We start from the raw sequence: 19,892 nt of genomic DNA, 5'->3' as shown, positions 1-19,892 counted from the left end.
ATCAGCACTTTGAAGCTCTCAGCGTTAAGTTCTACCCTCGCTAAAAAACTCGGGCATTCTCACTTGCGCGTGGCGGGAGAGTATTGGCATTTAAGCGATCTGCTGCAGCTGCAACATATCTTGCTGAGTCATGCGCCGAGCCTGAAAGAAGGCTTGGTATGGTGGAGTAAAAGCTTATCTTTGTTTGAACGTAATGTTTATATCGAGATCAGTGAATCCAATGAGAGCCTTGATTTAACCTTATCGACTCGAGACCAGCAAAACCTGCCAGCTTGGAGTGAGCTGTTGCTAACAGAGTTACACGCTAGGTTGTCTTCGCAGGTGAAAACAGAATTGGTGTCGGTAACCAGTAAATTATGTTTGCGGGTGAACTTATACGAGCTAGAGCCGCAGCCCGCTAAGCCTGCATTGCATAGTTTTGCTAAAAAAGTTTTTTTATTGCTGCAGCATCAAGCCATTGAATCACCCGATTTACAATCTCAGCTAAAGCGCACCATTCAGCGTGCTATTGATAAGCCCTTGAACATTGATGTTGTTGCCAAACAACTGGGTTTATCAACCCGCACTTTGCAGCGTCGGTTAAGCGAAAAACAGCTTAACTTCTCTCAATTGGTCGAAGATGAAAAACAAACCTTAGCGCTTAATTTATTGGCCGATACCCACTTATCTGTTGCTCAAGTGGCCCTGAAACTGGGTTATGATGATCCGTCCAATTTTCATCGTTCGTTTCGACGCTGGTTTAGTTTTACTCCTAGCTTTTATCGGCAGCAATGCCAACAAAACCGTATTCAAGTAAACCAGCAACCGGTGCGTTTACACTATGCGCGCGGCTCCATTGGGCTGCCTGGAGAGTTGCATACTCAAGAAGGGCAGGTTTGGTTAGAAGTAGACAATATTGCCTTTGAAAAGGTGGTAACAGTTGAATGCAAAGATCAAGATGGCATTTGGCGCCACTATCCCGCTTTTTTTGATGACTTTCTGGCAGACGGCACCGAGCTATGGTCTACCGCTAACCTACCAGTGGCACAACCACTGAGCTTTAGGCTACGCTATGACGTTGACGGCGAAACTTATATTGATGACAACCAGCAACGCGATTATTTAGTTAGTGAGCGCCTGTTACTGGGAGCGCCCGCGTATATTGTGCCTACCTTGAGTATTATAAAAACTGGTTTTGCTTATCAATTGTTTATCGAGTTGGCGTGTCGTATAGCCAATGTAGATAAAATACTATGTTACCTAGGCGAGCATCCTGAACCGCTGGCTTTACAGCAAGTAAGCACTAACTCGCAATACAGCGTTTGGACCTTATCCAGTCCTTTTCCGGCTTTGGCAAAACAATGTCATTTTCGCTTATACGACAAACATAACCAAGAGTTGGCAAAGCATCACTACCCTAAACACTACCAATTTGTCCCTCCGCTGATGTAAACAAGGTTTAGCATTTTTTACCTCCACTAAAATTGTTGCAGCCTTCACAAAGTGCTTTTACTGGCATGCTAAAGCCTAGTATTTGGCACCAAGTGACACCATTTTTCATCTGCCTTTGTTTTATCGTTTGGCTCACTATCATTCACAATGGAAGGCGATATGAGAGTAATGAGTAACAATATAATGAAGCCAGCAAATATACTGGCTTTGTCTGTGGCACTGGCATTAAGTGGCTGTAATTCTGATGATGAGGCTCAAGTCGTCAATGGCAGCCATGTGGCATCACCAGAGTGGCAAGATCAGATTATTTATTTCCTGATGATTGACCGTTTTAATAATGGAGACCCAAGTTTAAGTGATCAAGGCCAAGGGGAGTTTGACCCTAGCTCGGATAAAAAATTTAGTGGTGGTGATTTGGTGGGAGTCAGCGACAAGCTCGACTACATTCAACAGCTGGGTGCAACCTCAGTATGGATAACCCCTCCGGTGGCTAATCAATGGTGGGATAACGAGCAAAACTATGGCGGTTATCATGGTTATTGGGCGCGTGATTTTCAGCAGGTTGACGAACACTTCGGCGACCTCGCCAGTTATCAAGCGCTGGCAAGCGACATTCACAGTCGCAATATGTTTTTAATTCAGGACATTGTGACTAACCATGTTGGTAATTACTTCACTTATGATAAGCCCTGGGAATACGACGCCAGCCAACCTTGCGAAGGCTTTCGTTTGACCAATAATCCTCTTGTCGAGGGGCAGGTTTTACCTTATCCGCTCAATCTTAATAGCTGTAAAGCAGATGGCACGGGCAGCTACCATTGGACACCAAGCATTAGTGATCATAATAATCCAGATCAGGAGAAAAACTGGCAGCTTTCAGATCTCGATGATCTAAATACCGAAGATCCGGAAGTGAGGGCTTATTTGAAGCAAAGCTACCGTAAATGGATTAGAGAAGTGGGGGTAGATGCATTTCGTATTGATACGGTGAAGTTTGTTGAACATGAGTTTTGGCATGATTTTCTACATGCCGACAATGGTGTAATGGCGCAAGCAGAGCAAACCGGGCGGCAACAGTTTTTAACCTTTGGTGAAGTATTTGAAAGCTCGACGGCATACAACACCGAGGGGGAACAAAAAATGCTAAGTTACTTGGGTGAGGGAGACGCCAAGCAACTGGGCTCCTTACTCAACTTCCCTCTGCAAACCACCATGACGCGGGTTTTTGCAAGCGGACAGCCTACCGACTATTTACGTTTTCGTTTAGAAAAAATGATGGAGTTGTTTCCTAACCCTTATTTAATGCCGAATTTCATTGATAATCACGATATGCCACGCTTCTTGTCTCAAGCTAGCCAAGCTGATTTGAAGCAGGCTCTCATCACTATGTTATCTATTCCGGGGATCCCGGTTATTTACCAAGGCACCGAGCAAGCGATGAGTGCTAGCCGTGATGCGATGTTTGACGGTGGTTATCGTGATGACGGTGAGTCTAAAGACTCCTTTGAGCAAAATAGTGAAATGTATTTGTTCATTCAAGCTCTAGCCGCACTGCGTACACAAAATGCAGTGATGACGCGTGGCGATATTAAGGTAATAGCCAGTGATAAATCGGGAGCAGGCGTATTTAGTTTTATTCGAACGTTGGGCGACGAAGAAGTTTTAGTGGTAATGAATACGGCAAATGCGCCTATGTTGCTTAATCGCTTAAACTTGCAACAACCAGAAGGGACGGTATTTGAGCAACAGCTGCAGGCCAATTGGTTGCAAGCACCAGCAGGTTTGGTTAGCGATGCTAATGGCGAAGTTAGCCTTGAGTTACCCGCAAAGGCAGCAGTTATCTATTTTAAAACCCAGCAAACAGCAGCGGTTAATACCCCCGACTTAGGTATTCGCTTAGATGATGATTGGGCGGATCGAACCATTACCCAAGACACCGTAGTGAGCGGTAGTGCCGAACCCAATGCTAAATTGCAGTTAGTGGTAAACGGTAACTTAGCAAACGCCACTGATATTCAAGCAGACCAAAGTGGGCAATGGACAAGTTTGTTATCTACTCGTCACTTTGCTATTGGTAAACAATCGCATCGTTTTGCTATTTATTCCCCTAAGGAACAGGCTGGCCTCGCTGATGTGCACTTTACTTCGGACTTGGCGTGGTCGAATACCCCTGATTTTAGTATTGACGATAGCGGTGATGTAGCAGAAGGGAGTGGCGGGCCAAATGGCAGTTACTCGCTACCTGGCGATCCTAGTTTTGACAAGGTAAATAGCCAGCTAACGATTAACCAAGCCGAAGTTTATTCGGTGGGCAGCAATGTTCGTATCAAACTAGTGATGGATAAGCTTACCGACACTTGGTTACCACCGAATGGGTTTGATCATGTAGGTTTTTCTATCTTTATTGATCTACCTGAAGATCAAGGGACTAGTCAAAGTGTACTACCTAAAATAAACGCCACCATGCCAAGCGGTACTTGGAATCGTAATGCGGTGATATTTGGTTGGCAGAGTTCGATTTACAATGCCGATGGAGCTGACGCAAATACTTGGGGTGAAGCAGTGACTCCAGCACCTATTGTCACCGTGGATAAGGAGCAGCAAACGATTTATATAGATTTTGCTAGTGAGGCTTTAGCCCGACCAAGCAGCTTAAATGGCATTCGTTTCTATCTTAGCACTTGGGATCTGGACGGTTTGTCGGCAGTTTATCGCCCATTAAATCCTGAAATGGGACCTTGGAACTTTTCTGGTGGCGCAGAGGACGAGGCTAAAATTTGGGATGAATTACCGATAATTACGCTAAGCGAGTAAAACTATAAACCATGTTAAGCCTTACATTAGTAAGGCTTTTTTTACACCTGTTATAATTAATTTAGTCATTATCCTTATCTCTATATTGATTCAATAGTCATTAGGCTGTTAAAACCTTGTTTCCTTTTACTCGTATCCATTCGGATCGAGTAGTGAGTTTTCCATTTTTGAAGGAAGCAAGAAATGAACAAGCAAATCTTAAACGTTATTTTAGCGGGATCTTTAATTAGTGTATCGGCAGTAGCAGGAGCTAAAGAAAGCGCTCATTGGTCATACTCTGGTCATCAGGGCCCCGCGCATTGGGGTGAGCTAGCCCCAGAATTTGCCACGTGCGCAGGTGGTAAAAATCAATCACCCGTTGATATAAGTCATACAATTAAAGGTGAGTTAGAAAGCCTTACCGTAGCCTATAAACCCGCCGGCGAAGCGGTAGTTAATAATGGTCATACTATTCAAGTTAACTACGCAGCTGGCAGCACCCTAGGTTTGGATGGCCATGAGTTTGAGTTAAAACAGTTTCATTTCCACTCTCCTAGTGAAAATACCGTTAAGGGCCAGTCTTACCCCTTAGAGGCGCACTTTGTTCATGCAGACAAGCAAGGAAACTTAGCGGTTGTGGCATTAATGTTTGAGCAAGGTGAGGCTAACCAAGAGCTGAGTAAAGTGTGGGCCCAAATGCCTAAAAATGCGGGCGAACAAGCCGAGTTAAGTCAGGTAGTGAGCGCCTTAGCGCTGTGGCCAAGTCAGCAAGATTATTACCGTTTTAATGGCTCGCTAACAACCCCTCCTTGTTCAGAAGGTGTGAGATGGATAGTACTTAAGTCCCCAGTAAGTGCCTCTACACAACAAATTGACGATTTTACCGCGCTTATGCAGCATCCAAACAACCGTCCGTTGCAAGCGATCAACGCCAGAACCATTCTTGAGTAAATGTCGTTGACGACTAAACCGGCTTGTTGCTTGGATTCGAATATTAGCAACAAGCGGGGATAAGCGCGTTATCACGGTCAATTAATTTAGGTCTAACAATAATACAAATAATCAAGAAAGCATTTATAACTTTTATTCAAACTAAGACCTAAGCATAGCTATTTGATGAAAGCGGTATGAAACCTTTAGTTTTTCATGCGAAATGTAAATTAGTCATTATTGTTTAATTGATTAATAGGGTTTTTGGCTTATTTTTCAACTTATAACACAACAATATGGAGTAACTATGAAACGCTACAACACAAGGGAATGGCTGTTGTCTTCTGGCCTTAGAGCAGAAAAAGCAGCAATAAAAACAATTATCAAAGCTGGGATATTGAGTTTAGTCGCTACAGTATCTGGCCTTAGCTTTTCTGCTTCGGCGGGTTTTACTACCTCGGGCACTCAGCTATTAGATGGCAATGGTAAGCCGGTTATCATGCGCGGGGTTAACCATGCACACGCTTGGTACAACTATCGCCAAGGTGCGTTTCGCGATATTGCTGAAGCCGGCGCAAATACAGTGCGAGTGGTACTGAGTGATGGCCAGCAGTTTGCTAAAAACGATGCCGCCGATGTCGCCAAAGTGGTAAAAATGTGTAAGTTAAACCGCTTGGTATGTGTGCTAGAAGTGCATGATGTCACCGGCTCGGGCGAGAAAGCGGAAGCTGGAGAAATGCAAATCACCGCCGCTTACTGGGTGGAGTTGGCCGATGTATTAAAGGGCGAAGAAGACTACGTTATCATCAATATTGCTAACGAACCATTTGGCAATAACGTTCCCGCAGAAACCTATGTGAGTGAACATAAGCAAGCGATTACCACACTACGTGATGCCGGCTTCACTCATACCTTGATGGTAGATGCAGCGAACTGGGGACAGGATTGGCAAGAAATTATGCTGGATCATGCCTCAGATGTCGCATCGGCTGATACGCTAAATAACATCATGTTTAGTGTGCATATGTACCAGGTTTACCAAAATCGCGAGAAAATCGAATCTTATGTATCTACCTTCCTAACTCGTCATAACATGCCGTTGATTGTTGGCGAATTTGGTATGGATCATCAGGGTCAAGACGTAGATGAAGATGCTATTTTGGCGGTCGCTGAAGAGTATAGTATTGGTTATCTTGGCTGGTCGTGGTCTGGCAACACTGCCCCCGGCACCTTTGAATTGGATATGACAGTTAATTTTGACGCAAGCAAGTTAACTCCCTGGGGGGAGCGTTTATTCAACGGCATTAATGGGATTAAACAAACGTCTACTTTAGCCTCGGTGTTTGATGGACAAGAGCTGCCTGTGATTCAACAGTGCGACTTTTATGGCACCATCATTCCTGTTTGTTTATATGAAGATGGTGGTCACTCACAAGAAAATGGCGGAAGCTGTGTGGGTTACACAATGTGTCTGAATATTCCTGCAGGTTCTGGCGGCTTGGTTGATGGTCCTGTAGACCCAACAGACCCAACAGACCCAACAGACCCAACAGACCCAACAGACCCAACAGACCCAACGGACCCAACGGACCCAACGGACCCAACGGACCCAACGGACCCAACGGACCCGGTGGATCCTAACGCGGCCTGTAAGCATTTGGTCGTCAATAGCTGGGATGGTGGATTCCAAGGCGCAGTCACAATCACCAATAATGGCAGCGAAGCGATTAACGGATGGGAAGTGAGCTGGGGTTACAGTGATGGTTCAACGGTGACCAGTTCTTGGAATACTACACTGGTTTCTGCAGAAGGTTATACAGCGTCTAACGTTGGTTGGAACGGCACCATCGCCGCTGGCGAAAGTGTTGAGTTTGGCTTTACTGGAAGCGGAGCGGGTAATGCTACGGCAGTAACTGGCGTGGTTTGCCAATAAGGTAATCGCCCATACTAAGTTTAAGCCATGCTGAGCATGGCTTTTATTTGGTTGATATAAGAACTTATATCTAAGCAAGTACCATTGGCGCTGCTACTGCGTTTGCGCAATCTTGCCCTTTTAATTGCGCGACTAATGCCAAACTAAATTCGAGGGCTGTTCCTGGGCCTTGGCTAGTAATCAATTGATGAGTTTTATCGACTACCACTCGCTGTGTGGATAATAGCTGTTTAGGCAGATCTTTTTGAAAGCCGGGATGGCAGGTTACTTGAGCTTCCCCAAGTAAGTTGTGAGGTACTAGCACAAGTGCTGGCGCAGCACATATTGCCGCTAGCCATTGAGTATTGGAGCGGTTTTTCAGTATCTCAATCAAGTGAATCGAATCACGAAAAACCTCACTACCAGGCACTCCTCCTGGCAATACCAACATATCGTAAGCTGAGGCGTCTATCTGATTAAGGTGTAGATCGGCAAGCAGCTTCACTCCTCGAGATGCGCATATCTCTATGCTACCTGCAGGGCAAACACTTACCACATCCACCGTTACATCGGCTCGGCGTAATACGTCGATAATCGTTACGGCTTCAATTTCCTCACTGCCGGGTGCAATGGCTACCATCACTTTAGTCATATTGTTGCTCCAGTTTTTTAATCTGTTCTAACATTTTTTCATTGTAAGGGCAGTGCAGTTGAAACTGTTTGGCGCGTTGCAGAACATAAGCGTTTATGTAGTTAATCTCGCTAGTTCGTTGATGATGAATATCTTGATGCATTGAAGAATAGTTAGCGGCGGTGTTTTGTGCCACTAAGCGCACTGTTTGAAGTAAATACTCTGCGCTGAGCGTAATTCCATCGCGCTCTGCTACTAGGCTAAGCTCTTGGCATAGGGCTTCTAGAGTTTGTTGGTAATGGCTATTTAACAGATCTCCGTTTGGACAATTGTGAATAGCAGTAAGCGGATTTATGCAGCAATTAATGGCCAGTTTTAACCATAGTGCTGGGTAGATATTGTTATGCCAGTGTAGTGGAGCTAAGGCCTCGTTCAGCAGCGATAGCTCATCAGGTTCAGCGCTGCCTAAATAGCTACCTAGGTCAATTTTACCTAAGCCGGTATGTTTAATGTGTAGGGCTTGTTGGCTTTTACTCAACACTAATGCGCCATGGGTATTACTGGCTAAATAGAGCTGCTCGGGATTAAGTTGATTAATTAGGTCTTGATGCGCGCCTAAACCATTCACCATTAAGATAACCTTACAATCCGCAGGAATAGTAAGAGCGGCCACTGCGCTGGCCACTTGATGAGCTTTTACGCATATGATTAACCAGCGGCAGCTAGGTATGGTATTGAGTAGTGGCAAGCGAGTGCGTAGCTGGGTGCTTTTGTCGGCAGAAAAAGGCGTTAAAGTAAGCGCTAGGCTGCTTTCTCTGGCGATACGCGGGTCAACAAAACACACTTTACTGTGTTGGCTCAACAGTGCAGCCAGTAAGCCGCCGACAGCGCCAGCGCCAACTATTGCGCAGTGATACATCGGTTCACCTTTTGTATGCTTGAGTGTCGGCTTAAGGCTAAATAGCTTATTACGCCCAGTATATCCGCCAATAAATCTAACCAAGAAGCTTGCCGGTAGCTACTTAATCCCTGCGACAGTTCGATGAACCCACCAAAAACCAATAAACCAAGGGCTAGTTCTCGGTAACTATAGTCGGCCAGTTGTGCCAGCCAGGCTAAACCAAAGAAGCACACTAGGTGCAGCAGTTTATCGGAGTGCGCTATCGGGCCAACTATGTGCATTGGCCATAGGGCTAATACAAAAATACCAAGTAGGCTTGCCCACAACAACCCGCGAAAAAATGCTCTGCGTTGTTTCACTATTGCTTGTTACTCTTTGTTAGAAATGGTTCAGTCTTGGCTTATCTAACAATACTATTGTCCAGATACTCCGAAGCATGCATTTTCGGATAGCACAGGTATAATGCAAGCATTTTCGCATAAGCCAAATTTAAGGGGATAGAAAACATGCCTTCATTTGACATTGTTTCTGAGATTGATGCTAACGAAGTTCGTCACGCCTGTGACAACGCGATTCGTGAGCTTGAAACACGGTTTGATTTTCGTGGTGTAGAAGCCAGTTTTGAGTATAAAGATGAGTCAGTAAAAATGACTGCTGAAGCTGAGTTTCAACTTAACCAAATGCTGCATATTTTACGTGGCACGTTAGTGAAACGCTCGGTAGACGCCAAGTCTATAGATTTAGCATCGGTGACTCGCAGTGGTAAAACTCACTCGCAAGTGGTCAATTTTAAAAATGGTATTGACCAAGCCACCGCTAAAAAAGTGGTTAAGCAAATCAAAGACGCCAAGCTTAAAGTACAAGCGTCGATTCAAGGTGAACAAGTACGTGTTACCGGCAAGAAGCGCGACGACTTACAAGCAGCCATGGCGCTAGTGCGCAGTGGTGAATTCGACCAGCCGTTTCAATTTGAGAACTTTCGAGACTAAAGTTAACGTGTGTTTCGCTCTTTGTTAAAAGCCGCCTTGTGCGGCTTTTTGTATTTATTGGGGATTGTATTGCTTAAGTGGCTGTTTATGTGGCTAGTGCGATGAATGTTAAGCCGTTGGATGCTAAGGTATATTTTCTTGGAAGGAAGCCAAAGTAAGCGAATAGGGTAGTGATAGCGTGAAATTTTTTGTGCGGTTTATAGTGTGTTTGGGTTTAGCTATTGTTACGCAAGTTGGGGCTGTTTCTTATCTGCTTTCTATGTTGCTTTGTCGTGCTAGCAAAATCACTAAGCTTTATTATGCCTTTGCTATCAATTTGGCGATGTATGCCTTACTTACGATAGCTGTTGTGCCTTATGTCGCACCGTTATTTGGCAGAGAACCGGTGGTACATTTAACCAATGTTAAGCCACTAAATATGTGGTTAACGGTGGGCTTGAACAGAAATTATGTTGTGCCAGAGCTAAACAATGCACTAATTGAAATAGCCGGCAATTTGGCGCAACAACAACCCGCTTTAAGCTTGAACATTTTGGATGCCAATTTCCCTTTTTTAAATCGTTTTCCTTTATTGCCTCACCTAAGCCATAACGACGGCAGGAAAATTGACCTTAGCTATGTTTATCAGGATGGATATGGCAAACCGAGCCATTTTACGCCTTCTGTAAGTGGTTATGGAGTGTTTGAGTGGCCGAGTTTAGATGAAACAAATACCAGCGCCTTTTGCAGAGAGAATGGGTATTTTCAATATAATTATTCGCGGTATCTCACTTTGGGTCAGCGCCATCCCGAACTTAGCTTTTCTAATCAGTACAATAAGCAGCTAATTGAAACCCTGTTAAAGAACACTGCCATTAGTAAGATGTTTATTGAACCGCATTTAGTTGAGCGCTTACAGTTAGATGACTCGAGAATTCGGTTTCATGGTTGTAAATCTGTAAGGCACGACGACCATATCCATATTCAAATTTAGCAAAACTTATAGATTTTAGCTTGGCGGTCTATATAGCATTTGCCGTCGTTAAGAGCTTCTTCTTTCGGAGGTTATTGACTAACACGTGCCACTCCCTCATCAACTTTGCGCGAATGTGCTTTGTGATAAAATTTAGTCTGCCAACCTCCTATATCTGAATTTTTTTAATAAAGTGTCCAACTTTGTCTGGGTGATGCGTCATAGTAATGTCAGAGGAGTTTGTTCCACTGGCTCAATTAGCATCAAGGAGAGTAACGATGAGCAATAAACAATATATGTGTCTGCTGCGCAGTGACAATGCCGAGGGTTGTGAAAAGCCGTCACCTTCAGATATGGAGGTGATGTATGCCAAGTACCAAGCTTGGCAAACTAAATTTGCCGATAATATTGTTGATATGGGAAGTAAGCTAGGCAGCGAAGGGGCGGTAGTGCGTCACGATAGTGTAAAAGACGGTCCTTTTATAGAGCTTAAAGAAGTGATTGGCGGCTATATGTTGATTAGTGCGGCTAATAAGGAAGCCGCGATTGCGGTAATACAAGCCAGCCCAATGGTGGAAAGCAGCAGTGTGAGTATTGAAATTAGAGAAATAAACGCACTGTGAAAATAGATGCTCATGTAGAGCATCTATTTCGCCACGAGTATGGGCAGCTCGTGGCGTTATTAGTGCGACGATTAGGTATGCAGCATCTAGATATGGCTAATGATGCGGTGCAATGGGCGATGGCCCAAGCCTTGGAACACTGGCCAAAAACCAAGCCTCCAACTAAGCCTTCAGCTTGGTTATATCAGGTGGCTTATCGGCATGCATTGTCTGAGATTCGAGGCAATCAACTTAAGCTACAAAAACTAACTAGCTTACATGAGCAGTTAGATCATCAATCAACCCCTCCCGAAGACACGCCCTTAAGTGGAGAGTTAAATGATGCGTTGCTGCGGATGCTGTTTATCAGCTGTGATGAGAATTTAGCGCTTGAATCGCAGTTGGTTTTCACTTTAAAAAGCTTGTGTGGTTTTAGCATTGAAGAAATTGCCTACCGCTTGTTTATTAGTGAGGCAAATACTTATAAACGCTATAGCCGCGCCAAGCACTACTTACAGGCTCAGGAAATAGAGCTTGATGGTGTTGACGTTTCTACCATGGCGAGCCGTTTACCTGCTGTGCATCGGGTGATTTATTTGATGTTTACTGAGGGGTATTTGTCATCACATAAGGATTTAGCCATTCGCCATGATTTATGTGAAGAGGCGATTCGCTTAGGCCAAGCCCTAGCGAAAAGTACAATCGGTGGCAGCCCTGAAACTGACGCGTTATTGGCGTTAATGCTACTTAACTTTTCGCGGATTCAGGCTAGGCAAAACGCTCAAGGCTTGGTGTTATTGCAAGAGCAAAATCGCACGCTGTGGGACCAACAAAAAATCCGCCAAGGCTTAGCTTACTTACAACGTTCTGCGAGTGGCGAGAGTTTGTCTCGGTATCATGTGGAGGCGGGGATTGCAGCAGAACATTGTTTAGCGCCGAGTTACCAGCAAACCGATTGGCAAAAAATAGTGCAGAGCTATCAATTGCTTGAGCAAATAGCCCCTTCACCCTTTCATATTCTTAATCGAGCGATAGCGATAGCTGAGTGGCAAGGCGCAGCCGAAGGTTTACGGGTACTTAATACGGCTAATTTCCCCGTGTGGTTAGAGCGCTCCTACCACTGGTTTGCTGTATTGGCAGACTTACAATATCGCTGCGGCGAAATAGTCCAAGCCACTAACAACGCGGAGTTAGCCTTAGCGCAAGCCCCCACCGAAAACATTAAACAACTGTTGCTGAAACGCTTGTCTGCCTATAGCGCTAACGGTGACTAAGTGTTGTTTTTACTGTTTTGGTTGTGCTGCAGTATTTTTGTGAAATAGCCGCGTAAGCTTATTAGCATTAATAAGCTTGGGATCACCATCACCGCGGTTAAAATAAAGAACAGCGGCCACGAATCAAGGAAGTCCGCCAAGCTGCCGCTAAACGAGGCGAGAGTGGTGCGGCCTAAGTTTCCTAAGCTTGCTAGCAAGGCATACTGAGTGGCCGAAAAGGCTTGCCCAGTTAATACGGTTAAGAACGATACAAAAGCTACGGTAGCAAAGGCGCTGGTAAAGTTGTCCACGATAATGGTGGCTAGAAACAGCTGTTCGTCTGGCCCTACCGAGGCTATCCAAGCAAACATTAAGTTACTGGCCGACATGGCTATACCGCCTAAAATCAACCCTCTAATAATGCCAAAACGAACATTAAAGGCGCTGCCGACGAGAGTAAATACCACCGTTGCACCCCAGCCAATTAGTTTTGAGTAGTGGCCAATTTGGTCGTTACTAAAACCCACTTCGCGGTAAAAAGTAATCGACATGCGGCCTAAAAAGGCTTCGCCAATCTTAAATAGGAATACAAATAGCAGCAGAGTGATCGCTACTCTTACGCCATTTCGGCGGAAAAAATCTAAGAAGGGTTCGGCTACGGTAACGGTAAGCCACGCAACCAAGGGGGATTTTGTGCCAAGGTATTGGGCGTGGCGCAGTTCGGCTTGTTGTTGCAGGGCATCACGGTTAGTGATGGGCTCTTTTACTAATACTGTAAATAACATTAACAAAGCAACAATAAAGCACATGCCAAGGTAAACGCCGTTCCAACCAATTTGGTCTGCGTTCACAAAGGCTAAATAGCCAGGCAGTGAATAACCAGTCCACCAACCAATCACCGCCATGGCCGAGGCTTGCGGTAAGCGATGTGAGTCACTGCTAGAAAAACTGTCGATGCGATAAGCATCAATGGCGATATCTTGGGTAGATGACGCAGTGGCAATACACAGCGCTAACATAGAGGTGAACATTAGGCTTTTAGCGGGATCAAATTGAGCGATGCCAAAGGTACATAGCAACACAATACTTTGGCAGAGAAAAATCCAACTACGGCGCTGACCTAACCAGTTATGCAAGATAGGCAGTTTGACCCTATCAACCAAAGGTGCCCATAAAAAGTTAATGGCATAAACGGTAAATACAGAGCCAAAAAAGCCAATCGCTGAGCGAGAAAGGCCGGCATCGGTTAGCCAGCCCGACATGTTTGAGCCAATAAGCACCCACGGGAATCCGCTGGCGCAACCGAGCATAAACACCCAAAGCAATCTCTTATCTAAGTAAGAGCGTAAGGTTTGTGACCAATTTAGCGATGAGTTCATGTAATGCTCAGTTGAGGTTAAGGCTTACTTAAGGTTGCGCTTCGCCAACCACGATTACATCTTCAATAATCACTTTTTCTACTGGCACATTGCGCATGCCTGGAATAGGGCCGGTTTTGGTCGGCTTGTTTACAATGCTATCTACCACGTCCATGCCTGAAGTGATTTCGGCAAACACTGTGTAACCAAACTTGTTTGGGCTGCCGTCTAGGTAGGCATTGTCGATAACGTTAATGAAAAACTGGCGACTGGCGCTGTGTGGGTCGTTGGTTCGAGCCATTGCTACTGTGCCGCGTTTATTGCTAAGGCCAGTTTTAGATTCGTTTTCAACAGGGCGGTAGCTGTCTACTTTTTCATAGTTGATTGAGAAACCACCTGCCTGTGCCATAAAGCCAGGGATAGTGCGGTGAAATAAGGTGCCTTTATAGCTGCCGTCTTCTACGTAACGCATAAAGTTAGTGACGGTTTTGGGGGCAGCTTCAGGCTTAAGTTCCATCTCAAACTCACCTTGATTGGTGATGAACTTTAAGGTTTGTGCTGCAGCGGGTAGGCTAAGTGCGGCAAAGGCTAAAGCAAAAAGGCTAGTGCGAAAAATTCCCAAGGTCATAGTTGATACTCCAATACTTCAATAAGTTGCGGGTCGCTGGCGATTTGTGTCAATAATTCTGAAAGTTGTTGGCTCATGGCGTCGGCTTGTTTATTCACATTTACCGAAAACGCCCCTTCATTGGTATGGGTTGAGCGAAATTGTTTAGCTAAGGTTTTATGCGGCGTGTCTACCGTGACTTTAATTCGCATAGTAGATGTAGCGGCGTGTTTTACACTGCTTTCTTCTACCTTACTGGCAAGCTCAAGCAGCTCAATGGTAATTAAGTTTGGCGAATCGGGCACAAAACCCACACCTTGCTGCTGCCAAGAGGCTGATAGTTGTTGCTCAATGCTTTGGCGTAAGTTACTGCCGCTGGCAATTAACTGAGCCTGCTCTTCACCGTCTTGATGAATGCTGATTAAAAAGCGGTTGCTGCGTAGATCCTGCGATTTTATTGCCGCTATGATCGAATGCTGAGCGACCGAATCGAGATTTACCGTGGGTTGTAACTGTACTTGCTGAGGCTGGCTGCTACAGGCGCTAAGGCCTAATACACCGCCTAACAGCAGGGCGGGCAACAAAAACGGGCTTTTCAAGTTGTTCACCTTAATGGGTTGATTAACGCTTAGTGCTGCTCAGAATAACAAATTTGTTATTGCTCGCCAGTAACTTATAACCACCAAAGTAAGATTTTAATAGTGGGTGATAACCTAAGTGTCTATTTGCCACCACAATTAGCTTGCCGCCAGCGCGTAAACAGCGCTTGGCGTCTTTGAACATTTGTTGAGCAATGTGGCTAGAAATGGTGTTTTGTTGATGAAAGGGCGGGTTACATAACACTAAATCAGCGCTTTCATCAGCTTGATGCTGAAGGGCATTATCGTGATTAAAGCTACAGCGAGTCAGGTGTTCTGGTTGGTTTAGCGCCACATTGTTTTTGGCAGAAGCCAGCGCCATCGCTGATTCATCACAAAAGCTAACTCGGGCATTGGGGTATAGGCTTAAAGCATGTAAACCCAATAAACCATTGCCACAGCCCAAATCAATCACCGATTCAAATTCACCTTGAGGGAAATTTTCTAATAGAAAGCGCGTGCCAATATCGAATTTCCCAAAGCAAAATACATTGGCGTGATCATTTAACTGCCATTTGTATTCAGCAATGTTCCAATCTTTAGGGTAAAGCGCTGCAGACTTTCCCCCTGCATAATGGCCAAATAACAAACGGGCTTTCTTTTTGGCCAGTGAGGTCGTCACACTGCCAATGTGCTTCTCAAATAAGCCAAATACTGATTTAGGCAAACCTTTTACCATAGCACCACATGCCAACTGTGAATCGTTACTCAAGCTTTGTTGTAAGCCAATGAGCTGGTGCTCTAAGTAATTTAGGCTTTTGGGTAAACGCATTAGTACCAGTTCAGCCTTTGGCATGGTGTCGGTGCTAGATAGCAGGGTTAAACGCTGGCTCGCATCTAGCGCGTTTACCTGTAGATTTTGTGCAAGTGCTTGTTGCGCAATGAATGAGTCACTTAACCAACTAATGTGGCTATTAGTAAAATTGGGGTGAGCCAGTAAGGCACACGCTAGGGCTCCAAATTCATCATTAATGATTAAGATATGTTGTGGAATAGTTGAAAGCTCAGCGGCGAATTCAATCAGAAGTTCGTCGGCCGCATTCCATGCTCGCAAGTCGCTAGCCGCGTCTTTGGGGTAACGTGATAAGCTCAAACTGAGCGAGTTTATTTGCAAATCTTGACTCATATTGGATTTGTAACGTGCAGGCCTTGAATAGTGGCAGCAGTGTAACTAAGTTGAGGGCTAAACTAAAGCAACACCCTTATGGATGTAGGTTGTAATAAGTGCTGTTCGCAGAAGATATCGCCACCAAAGAAATTGTCCATCATCGGCAATGGTTAAACTCTGAGGCCAGCGCCTTAGCATACCAACACATGCTGCATAAGCTACCTTGGCAGCAGCATCAGATTAAAATATTTGGCAAAACCTGCCTCGAACCCCGTTTATCTCTGTGGATTGGCGACGCCAATACGGCTTATCGTTACTCTGGAGAGTGGCGAGCACCTGCTCCTTGGCCAAGCTTTTTAATGCCTATAAAGTTGGCAGTGCAGCACAAATGCCAGCAACAGTTTAATAGTGTTTTGCTTAACTATTATCGAGACGGCCATGATTATATGGGCTGGCATAGTGATAATGAAAAACAGTTGGGCGAACGCCCGGTTATTGCGTCACTAAGCTTGGGTGAGCCAAGACGGTTTTTGTTCCGTAATAAAGTTGAGAACCGTAAACATGAGTACCTATTAGAAAGTGGTGATTTACTCATTATGAATGGTTTATGCCAGCAGCAATGGCAACATAGCTTGCCCAAAGCACTAAGAGTGAAACAGCCAAGGATCAATTTAACGTTTCGATATACAATGCCTTTGAGTTAAACCAAATACAGGGACTATTAATGCGCGTTGAAACACTGATTACCGACAAATTGCAGCAACACTTTTCGCCTAGCTACCTAGAGGTGGTAAACGAAAGCAATATGCACAACGTGCCTGCAGGTTCAGAGAGCCATTTTAAAGTCACTATTGTTAGCACCGAATTTGAAGGTAAACGCTTATTGCAACGCCATCGAGCGGTAAACCAGTTGTTAGCAAATGAATTACAAAATGATATTCATGCCTTGGCTATGCACACTTATACGCCAAGCCAATGGGCGGAACAGCAAAATGCTCCAGCTTCGCCAAAATGCCGCGGCGGAAGCTAAGGCTTAGTAGATTGACCTCATTGCTGCATCAAATAAGGAATGTTTAATGCGGATAGTAATAAAAGTGCTTGTGCTAACTTGGCTGTTAGCTGGCTGTATTGATCAGCAGGGAGCTGATCCTCAGCAGCAAAAAGCCGAGTATAGTTGGACCTTAATCACCTCTTGGCCTAAGCATTTACCCGGTTTAGGTTCCGCTCCCGACCGCTTCGCTGAAGAAGTAAAAGCCATGAGCAATGGCCGCTTAGACATCAAAGTATATGGTGCCGGAGAGTTATACCCAGCACTGGATGTATTTAAAGTTGTGTCTGCGGGGGGTGCTGAAATGGGCCATAGCGCGGCCTATTATTGGCAGAATGAGTTGCCGGCAGCGGTATTTTTTAGTTCAGTGCCTTTTGGTATGAGCGCTAAAGAGCTTAATGCTTGGCTGTATTTAGGTGGTGGCTTAGCGCTTTGGCAGGAGCTTTATGCCCCGCATAACTTAATTCCTTTTCCTGGTGGTAATACCGACGCACAAATGGGCGGCTGGTATAACAAAAAAGTCACTTCGATTAACGATTTTAAGCAACTCAAAATGCGCATCCCTGGTTTAGGCGGGAAAGTACTCGAATTAGCCGGAGGCTTACCCACTAATCTTCCCGCAGGAGAACTGTATACCGCACTACAATCTGGTGAACTGGACGCCGTTGAATGGGTTGGGCCATATAACGACTTGGCATTTGGCTTTCATAAAGTGGCTAAATATTATTATTACCCTGGTTGGCATGAGCCAAGTACCACCTTAGAGTTTGTGGTTAATCAAGACGCTTTTGCCGCCTTGCCTGTTGATTTACAGAGAATAATTGAAAACGCCACGAAAGTGGTTAATCAAGAAACCCTCAATGAATATGTGGTCTACAATATAGAAGCATTAAATGTGCTGGCCAACGAGCACGGAGTGGAAGTTGTTGCTTTTCCCGATGACGTGCTCGCTTTATTAAAAGACTACAGCGTTGAGGTGATCCAACAGTTAGCTCAGCAGGATCGTTTTTTTGAAAAGGTTCTCAATAGTTATCAACGATTCCAATTTGGGGTGCTTAAGTACAATCAAGTGGAATTGGATCCTACAACCTTAGAATAAGCTATAAATACTCGATTTTTCAGAATTGGGTGATTTGTCAGCAATTTGAGCTTTGCTTGGTGCTTGCTTGACTTGTTTTACAAGTTTGTTAACAAACCGCTAACACTTAAGTCGAATAGGTTAGATTTTTGGCCTTTTTCTTTGGAGAAATAGGATTAATTGGTGCTAGAATACTCGCGATTTCTGTGGCTTGTTAGTTAAATGTCTAAGACTTGTTAGCTTAACTACCTCATTTGGAGTACTAAAGTTACATGGAAATCATCGCTCGTCTTCCAACCCAACACATGTGTAAGAGAGTATGATTACAATAAAAAAAGGATTGGATCTGCCTATTAAAGGCGGTCCCAAACAGCAAATAGTAGACGCGTCTATTGTTACCAGAGTTGCTGTACTCGGAGAAGATTATGTAGGCATGCGCCCTACAATGAAAGTTCGAGTGGGTGATGTGGTAAGCCAAGGTCAGACGTTGTTCGAAGACAAAAAGAACCCCGGCGTTGTATTTACTGCACCTTGTGCTGGCGTTGTTCAAGAAGTTAACCGTGGCGCCCAACGTGTGTTGCAGTCTGTTGTTATTGAAAAACAAGCAGGCGATAGCATCGATTTTGGTGCTCTCAGCGATGCCGAAATCGATAGCGCAGAACGCGCAACGATTGTTGACAAGTTAGTAAAATCTGGCCAATGGGCCGGTTTTAGAACGCGTCCATATAGCAAAGTACCCGCAGTAGACTCAGAACCTTCTGCTATCTTTGTTACCGCCATCGACACTAACCCTCTCGCTGCCGACCCTAAAGTGGTTATTGACCAAGACCAAAGTGCTTATTTAACAGGCTTACGTGTTTTGTCTCGATTAACTTCTGGTGAAGTATTTGTATGTAAGGGAAGCGAAAGCTTGCCTCAATCAGATGCGGCTCGTGTACAAGAGCATGTGTTTGCTGGGCCTCACCCAGCCGGCTTAGCTGGAACGCACATTCATAGCTTAAAACCTGCCAGTGCTCAGCGCACGGTATGGTCGATTGCTTACCAAGAAGTCATCGCCTTAGGCCACTTAATTGCAAGCGGTAAAATTTACAACCAACGTGTAGTGTCTTTAGCTGGACCCGTTGTAAAAGAGCCACGCTTAATTCGCACCGAGTTAGGTGCTGATATTGATCAATTGATCGATGGTGAATTGGTAGACGGCGAGCACCGCGTTATTTCCGGTACCGTATTAATGGGCAACCATGCTTCGGGTCCGCACGCATTTATTGGCCGTTACCATCAGCAAGTCGTAGCGCTTGAAGAAGGCTACGAAAAAGAATTTATGGGTTGGGCTGTTCCAGGCACGAACAAGTTCTCATTAGCGAGATTGTTTGTATCGGGTTTAAACAAGAGCAAGTTGTTCTCGTTAACCACCACTACCGGTGGTAGTTCACGAGCGATGGTGCCAATTGGTCAGTATGAACGAGTAATGCCTTTGGATATTCTTCCTACATTATTGCTTCGTGATTTATTGTCAAACGATACCGACAGTGCTCAACAACTAGGCTGTTTAGAGCTAGATGAAGAAGATTTAGCGCTATGTACCTTTGTCTGTCCAGGCAAATACGAGTACGGCAGCGTACTTCGTGATTGTTTGACCAAGATTGAGAAGGAAGGTTAAG

19 protein-coding genes are annotated in these 19,892 nt (G+C 44.8%); 12 read left to right on the top strand and 7 right to left on the bottom strand.

Annotated features, from left to right (window positions below):
• Window positions 1–9 precede the first annotated feature (9 nt).
• The 4 genes from Q4549_RS03975 (at window position 10) to Q4549_RS03960 (ending at window position 7,087) form a co-directional block, all read left to right on the top strand.
• A complete protein-coding gene (locus Q4549_RS03975) occupies window positions 10–1,431 on the top strand; it encodes an AraC family transcriptional regulator (RefSeq protein ID WP_303549223.1) in 1,422 nt (473 codons plus the stop codon).
• A gap of 168 nt (window positions 1,432–1,599) precedes the next feature.
• Complete coding sequence (locus Q4549_RS03970) at window positions 1,600–4,245, top strand: alpha-amylase family glycosyl hydrolase (protein WP_303549226.1); 2,646 nt, start codon at window positions 1,600–1,602, stop codon at window positions 4,243–4,245.
• 183 nt (window positions 4,246–4,428) lie between these two features.
• Window positions 4,429–5,175: a carbonic anhydrase gene (locus tag Q4549_RS03965; protein ID WP_303549230.1), complete on the top strand. Its 747-nt coding sequence runs from the start codon at window positions 4,429–4,431 to the stop codon at window positions 5,173–5,175.
• A gap of 286 nt (window positions 5,176–5,461) precedes the next feature.
• A complete protein-coding gene (locus Q4549_RS03960; RefSeq protein ID WP_303549233.1) occupies window positions 5,462–7,087 on the top strand; it encodes a cellulase family glycosylhydrolase in 1,626 nt (541 codons plus the stop codon).
• A 70-nt stretch (window positions 7,088–7,157) separates the two neighbouring features.
• Here the strand turns inward: Q4549_RS03960 and Q4549_RS03955 are convergent, their stop codons facing one another.
• Genes Q4549_RS03955 through Q4549_RS03945 form a run of 3 tightly spaced genes read right to left on the bottom strand, consistent with a single transcriptional unit; the run spans window position 7,158 to window position 8,957 of the window.
• The gene (locus Q4549_RS03955) at window positions 7,158–7,718 is read right to left on the bottom strand and encodes a DJ-1 family glyoxalase III (RefSeq protein WP_303549236.1); all 561 of its coding nucleotides are present in this window, start codon (window positions 7,716–7,718) and stop codon (window positions 7,158–7,160) included.
• On the bottom strand, window positions 7,711–8,616 hold the full coding sequence (locus tag Q4549_RS03950; protein ID WP_303549238.1) for a ketopantoate reductase family protein: 906 nt from the start codon (window positions 8,614–8,616) through the stop codon (window positions 7,711–7,713). The genes Q4549_RS03955 and Q4549_RS03950 overlap by 8 nt, the downstream gene beginning before the upstream one ends.
• Window positions 8,598–8,957 carry a hypothetical protein gene (locus Q4549_RS03945; RefSeq protein WP_303549241.1) on the bottom strand — a complete coding sequence of 120 codons (360 nt, stop codon included), beginning with the start codon at window positions 8,955–8,957 and terminating at the stop codon, window positions 8,598–8,600. The genes Q4549_RS03950 and Q4549_RS03945 overlap by 19 nt, the downstream gene beginning before the upstream one ends.
• A 147-nt stretch (window positions 8,958–9,104) precedes the next feature.
• Here Q4549_RS03945 and Q4549_RS03940 point away from each other — a divergent pair, with 147 nt between their 5' ends.
• From Q4549_RS03940 to Q4549_RS03925, 4 genes are all read left to right on the top strand, one after another.
• A complete protein-coding gene (locus tag Q4549_RS03940) occupies window positions 9,105–9,587 on the top strand; it encodes a YajQ family cyclic di-GMP-binding protein (RefSeq protein ID WP_303509665.1) in 483 nt (160 codons plus the stop codon).
• Between the two features lie 178 nt (window positions 9,588–9,765).
• Entirely contained in the window at window positions 9,766–10,560 is a 795-nt protein-coding gene (locus tag Q4549_RS03935) for a hypothetical protein (RefSeq protein ID WP_303549244.1), read from the top strand.
• A gap of 257 nt (window positions 10,561–10,817) precedes the next feature.
• A complete protein-coding gene (locus Q4549_RS03930) occupies window positions 10,818–11,162 on the top strand; it encodes a YciI family protein (protein WP_303509670.1) in 345 nt (114 codons plus the stop codon).
• Window positions 11,159–12,415 (top strand): RNA polymerase sigma factor, encoded by a 1,257-nt coding sequence (locus Q4549_RS03925; protein WP_303549247.1) that lies wholly within the window; start codon window positions 11,159–11,161, stop codon window positions 12,413–12,415. The genes Q4549_RS03930 and Q4549_RS03925 overlap by 4 nt, the downstream gene beginning before the upstream one ends.
• Here the strand turns inward: Q4549_RS03925 and Q4549_RS03920 are convergent.
• The 4 genes from Q4549_RS03920 to Q4549_RS03905 are packed head-to-tail and all read right to left on the bottom strand — an operon-like array spanning window position 12,412 to window position 16,123.
• The gene (locus Q4549_RS03920) at window positions 12,412–13,773 is read right to left on the bottom strand and encodes an MFS transporter (RefSeq protein ID WP_303549250.1); all 1,362 of its coding nucleotides are present in this window, start codon (window positions 13,771–13,773) and stop codon (window positions 12,412–12,414) included. The genes Q4549_RS03925 and Q4549_RS03920 overlap by 4 nt on opposite strands.
• Window positions 13,774–13,801: 28 nt before the next feature.
• Window positions 13,802–14,380 (bottom strand): peptidylprolyl isomerase, encoded by a 579-nt coding sequence (locus Q4549_RS03915; protein WP_303509676.1) that lies wholly within the window; start codon window positions 14,378–14,380, stop codon window positions 13,802–13,804.
• Entirely contained in the window at window positions 14,377–14,958 is a 582-nt protein-coding gene (locus tag Q4549_RS03910; RefSeq protein WP_303549253.1) for a YajG family lipoprotein, read from the bottom strand. Before Q4549_RS03910 ends, Q4549_RS03915 begins: the two co-directional genes overlap by 4 nt.
• 22 nt (window positions 14,959–14,980) lie before the next feature.
• Window positions 14,981–16,123 (bottom strand): methyltransferase, encoded by a 1,143-nt coding sequence (locus Q4549_RS03905; protein ID WP_303549255.1) that lies wholly within the window; start codon window positions 16,121–16,123, stop codon window positions 14,981–14,983.
• 98 nt (window positions 16,124–16,221) lie between these two features.
• Between Q4549_RS03905 and Q4549_RS03900 the strand changes: the two genes are divergently transcribed.
• From Q4549_RS03900 to Q4549_RS03885, 4 genes are all read left to right on the top strand, one after another.
• Window positions 16,222–16,809 (top strand): alpha-ketoglutarate-dependent dioxygenase AlkB, encoded by a 588-nt coding sequence (locus Q4549_RS03900; protein WP_303549258.1) that lies wholly within the window; start codon window positions 16,222–16,224, stop codon window positions 16,807–16,809.
• A gap of 20 nt (window positions 16,810–16,829) precedes the next feature.
• Window positions 16,830–17,135, top strand: a complete 306-nt coding sequence (locus Q4549_RS03895; RefSeq protein ID WP_137672102.1) for a BolA family transcriptional regulator — start codon at window positions 16,830–16,832, stop codon at window positions 17,133–17,135.
• Between the two features lie 46 nt (window positions 17,136–17,181).
• Entirely contained in the window at window positions 17,182–18,252 is a 1,071-nt protein-coding gene (locus Q4549_RS03890) for a TRAP transporter substrate-binding protein (protein WP_303549260.1), read from the top strand.
• A 298-nt stretch (window positions 18,253–18,550) separates the two neighbouring features.
• Complete coding sequence (locus tag Q4549_RS03885) at window positions 18,551–19,891, top strand: Na(+)-translocating NADH-quinone reductase subunit A (protein ID WP_303549262.1); 1,341 nt, start codon at window positions 18,551–18,553, stop codon at window positions 19,889–19,891.
• The last annotated feature ends 1 nt before the right edge of the window (window position 19,892 follow it).

This window comes from Agarivorans sp. 2_MG-2023 (assembly GCF_030548085.1).
Classification (GTDB): domain Bacteria; phylum Pseudomonadota; class Gammaproteobacteria; order Enterobacterales; family Celerinatantimonadaceae; genus Agarivorans.
The sequence above is the reverse complement of the archived record's forward strand: the minus strand, read 5'-3'. Positions and strand labels throughout refer to the sequence as shown.

Bases quoted from the DNA above. Each gene is read 5' to 3' on its own strand.
- Q4549_RS03970 (WP_303549226.1), top strand. From the start codon at position 1,600: ATGAGTAACAATATAATGAAGCCAGCAAATATACTGGCTTTGTCTGTG.
- Q4549_RS03965 (WP_303549230.1), top strand. From the start codon at position 4,429: ATGAACAAGCAAATCTTAAACGTTATTTTAGCGGGATCTTTAATTAGT.
- Q4549_RS03960 (WP_303549233.1), top strand. From the start codon at position 5,462: ATGAAACGCTACAACACAAGGGAATGGCTGTTGTCTTCTGGCCTTAGA.
- Q4549_RS03955 (WP_303549236.1), bottom strand. From the start codon at position 7,718: ATGACTAAAGTGATGGTAGCCATTGCACCCGGCAGTGAGGAAATTGAA.
- Q4549_RS03950 (WP_303549238.1), bottom strand. From the start codon at position 8,616: ATGTATCACTGCGCAATAGTTGGCGCTGGCGCTGTCGGCGGCTTACTG.
- Q4549_RS03940 (WP_303509665.1), top strand. From the start codon at position 9,105: ATGCCTTCATTTGACATTGTTTCTGAGATTGATGCTAACGAAGTTCGT.
- Q4549_RS03930 (WP_303509670.1), top strand. From the start codon at position 10,818: ATGAGCAATAAACAATATATGTGTCTGCTGCGCAGTGACAATGCCGAG.
- Q4549_RS03920 (WP_303549250.1), bottom strand. From the start codon at position 13,773: ATGAACTCATCGCTAAATTGGTCACAAACCTTACGCTCTTACTTAGAT.
- Q4549_RS03915 (WP_303509676.1), bottom strand. From the start codon at position 14,380: ATGACCTTGGGAATTTTTCGCACTAGCCTTTTTGCTTTAGCCTTTGCC.
- Q4549_RS03905 (WP_303549255.1), bottom strand. From the start codon at position 16,123: ATGAGTCAAGATTTGCAAATAAACTCGCTCAGTTTGAGCTTATCACGT.
- Q4549_RS03895 (WP_137672102.1), top strand. From the start codon at position 16,830: ATGCGCGTTGAAACACTGATTACCGACAAATTGCAGCAACACTTTTCG.
- Q4549_RS03890 (WP_303549260.1), top strand. From the start codon at position 17,182: ATGCGGATAGTAATAAAAGTGCTTGTGCTAACTTGGCTGTTAGCTGGC.
- Q4549_RS03885 (WP_303549262.1), top strand. From the start codon at position 18,551: ATGATTACAATAAAAAAAGGATTGGATCTGCCTATTAAAGGCGGTCCC.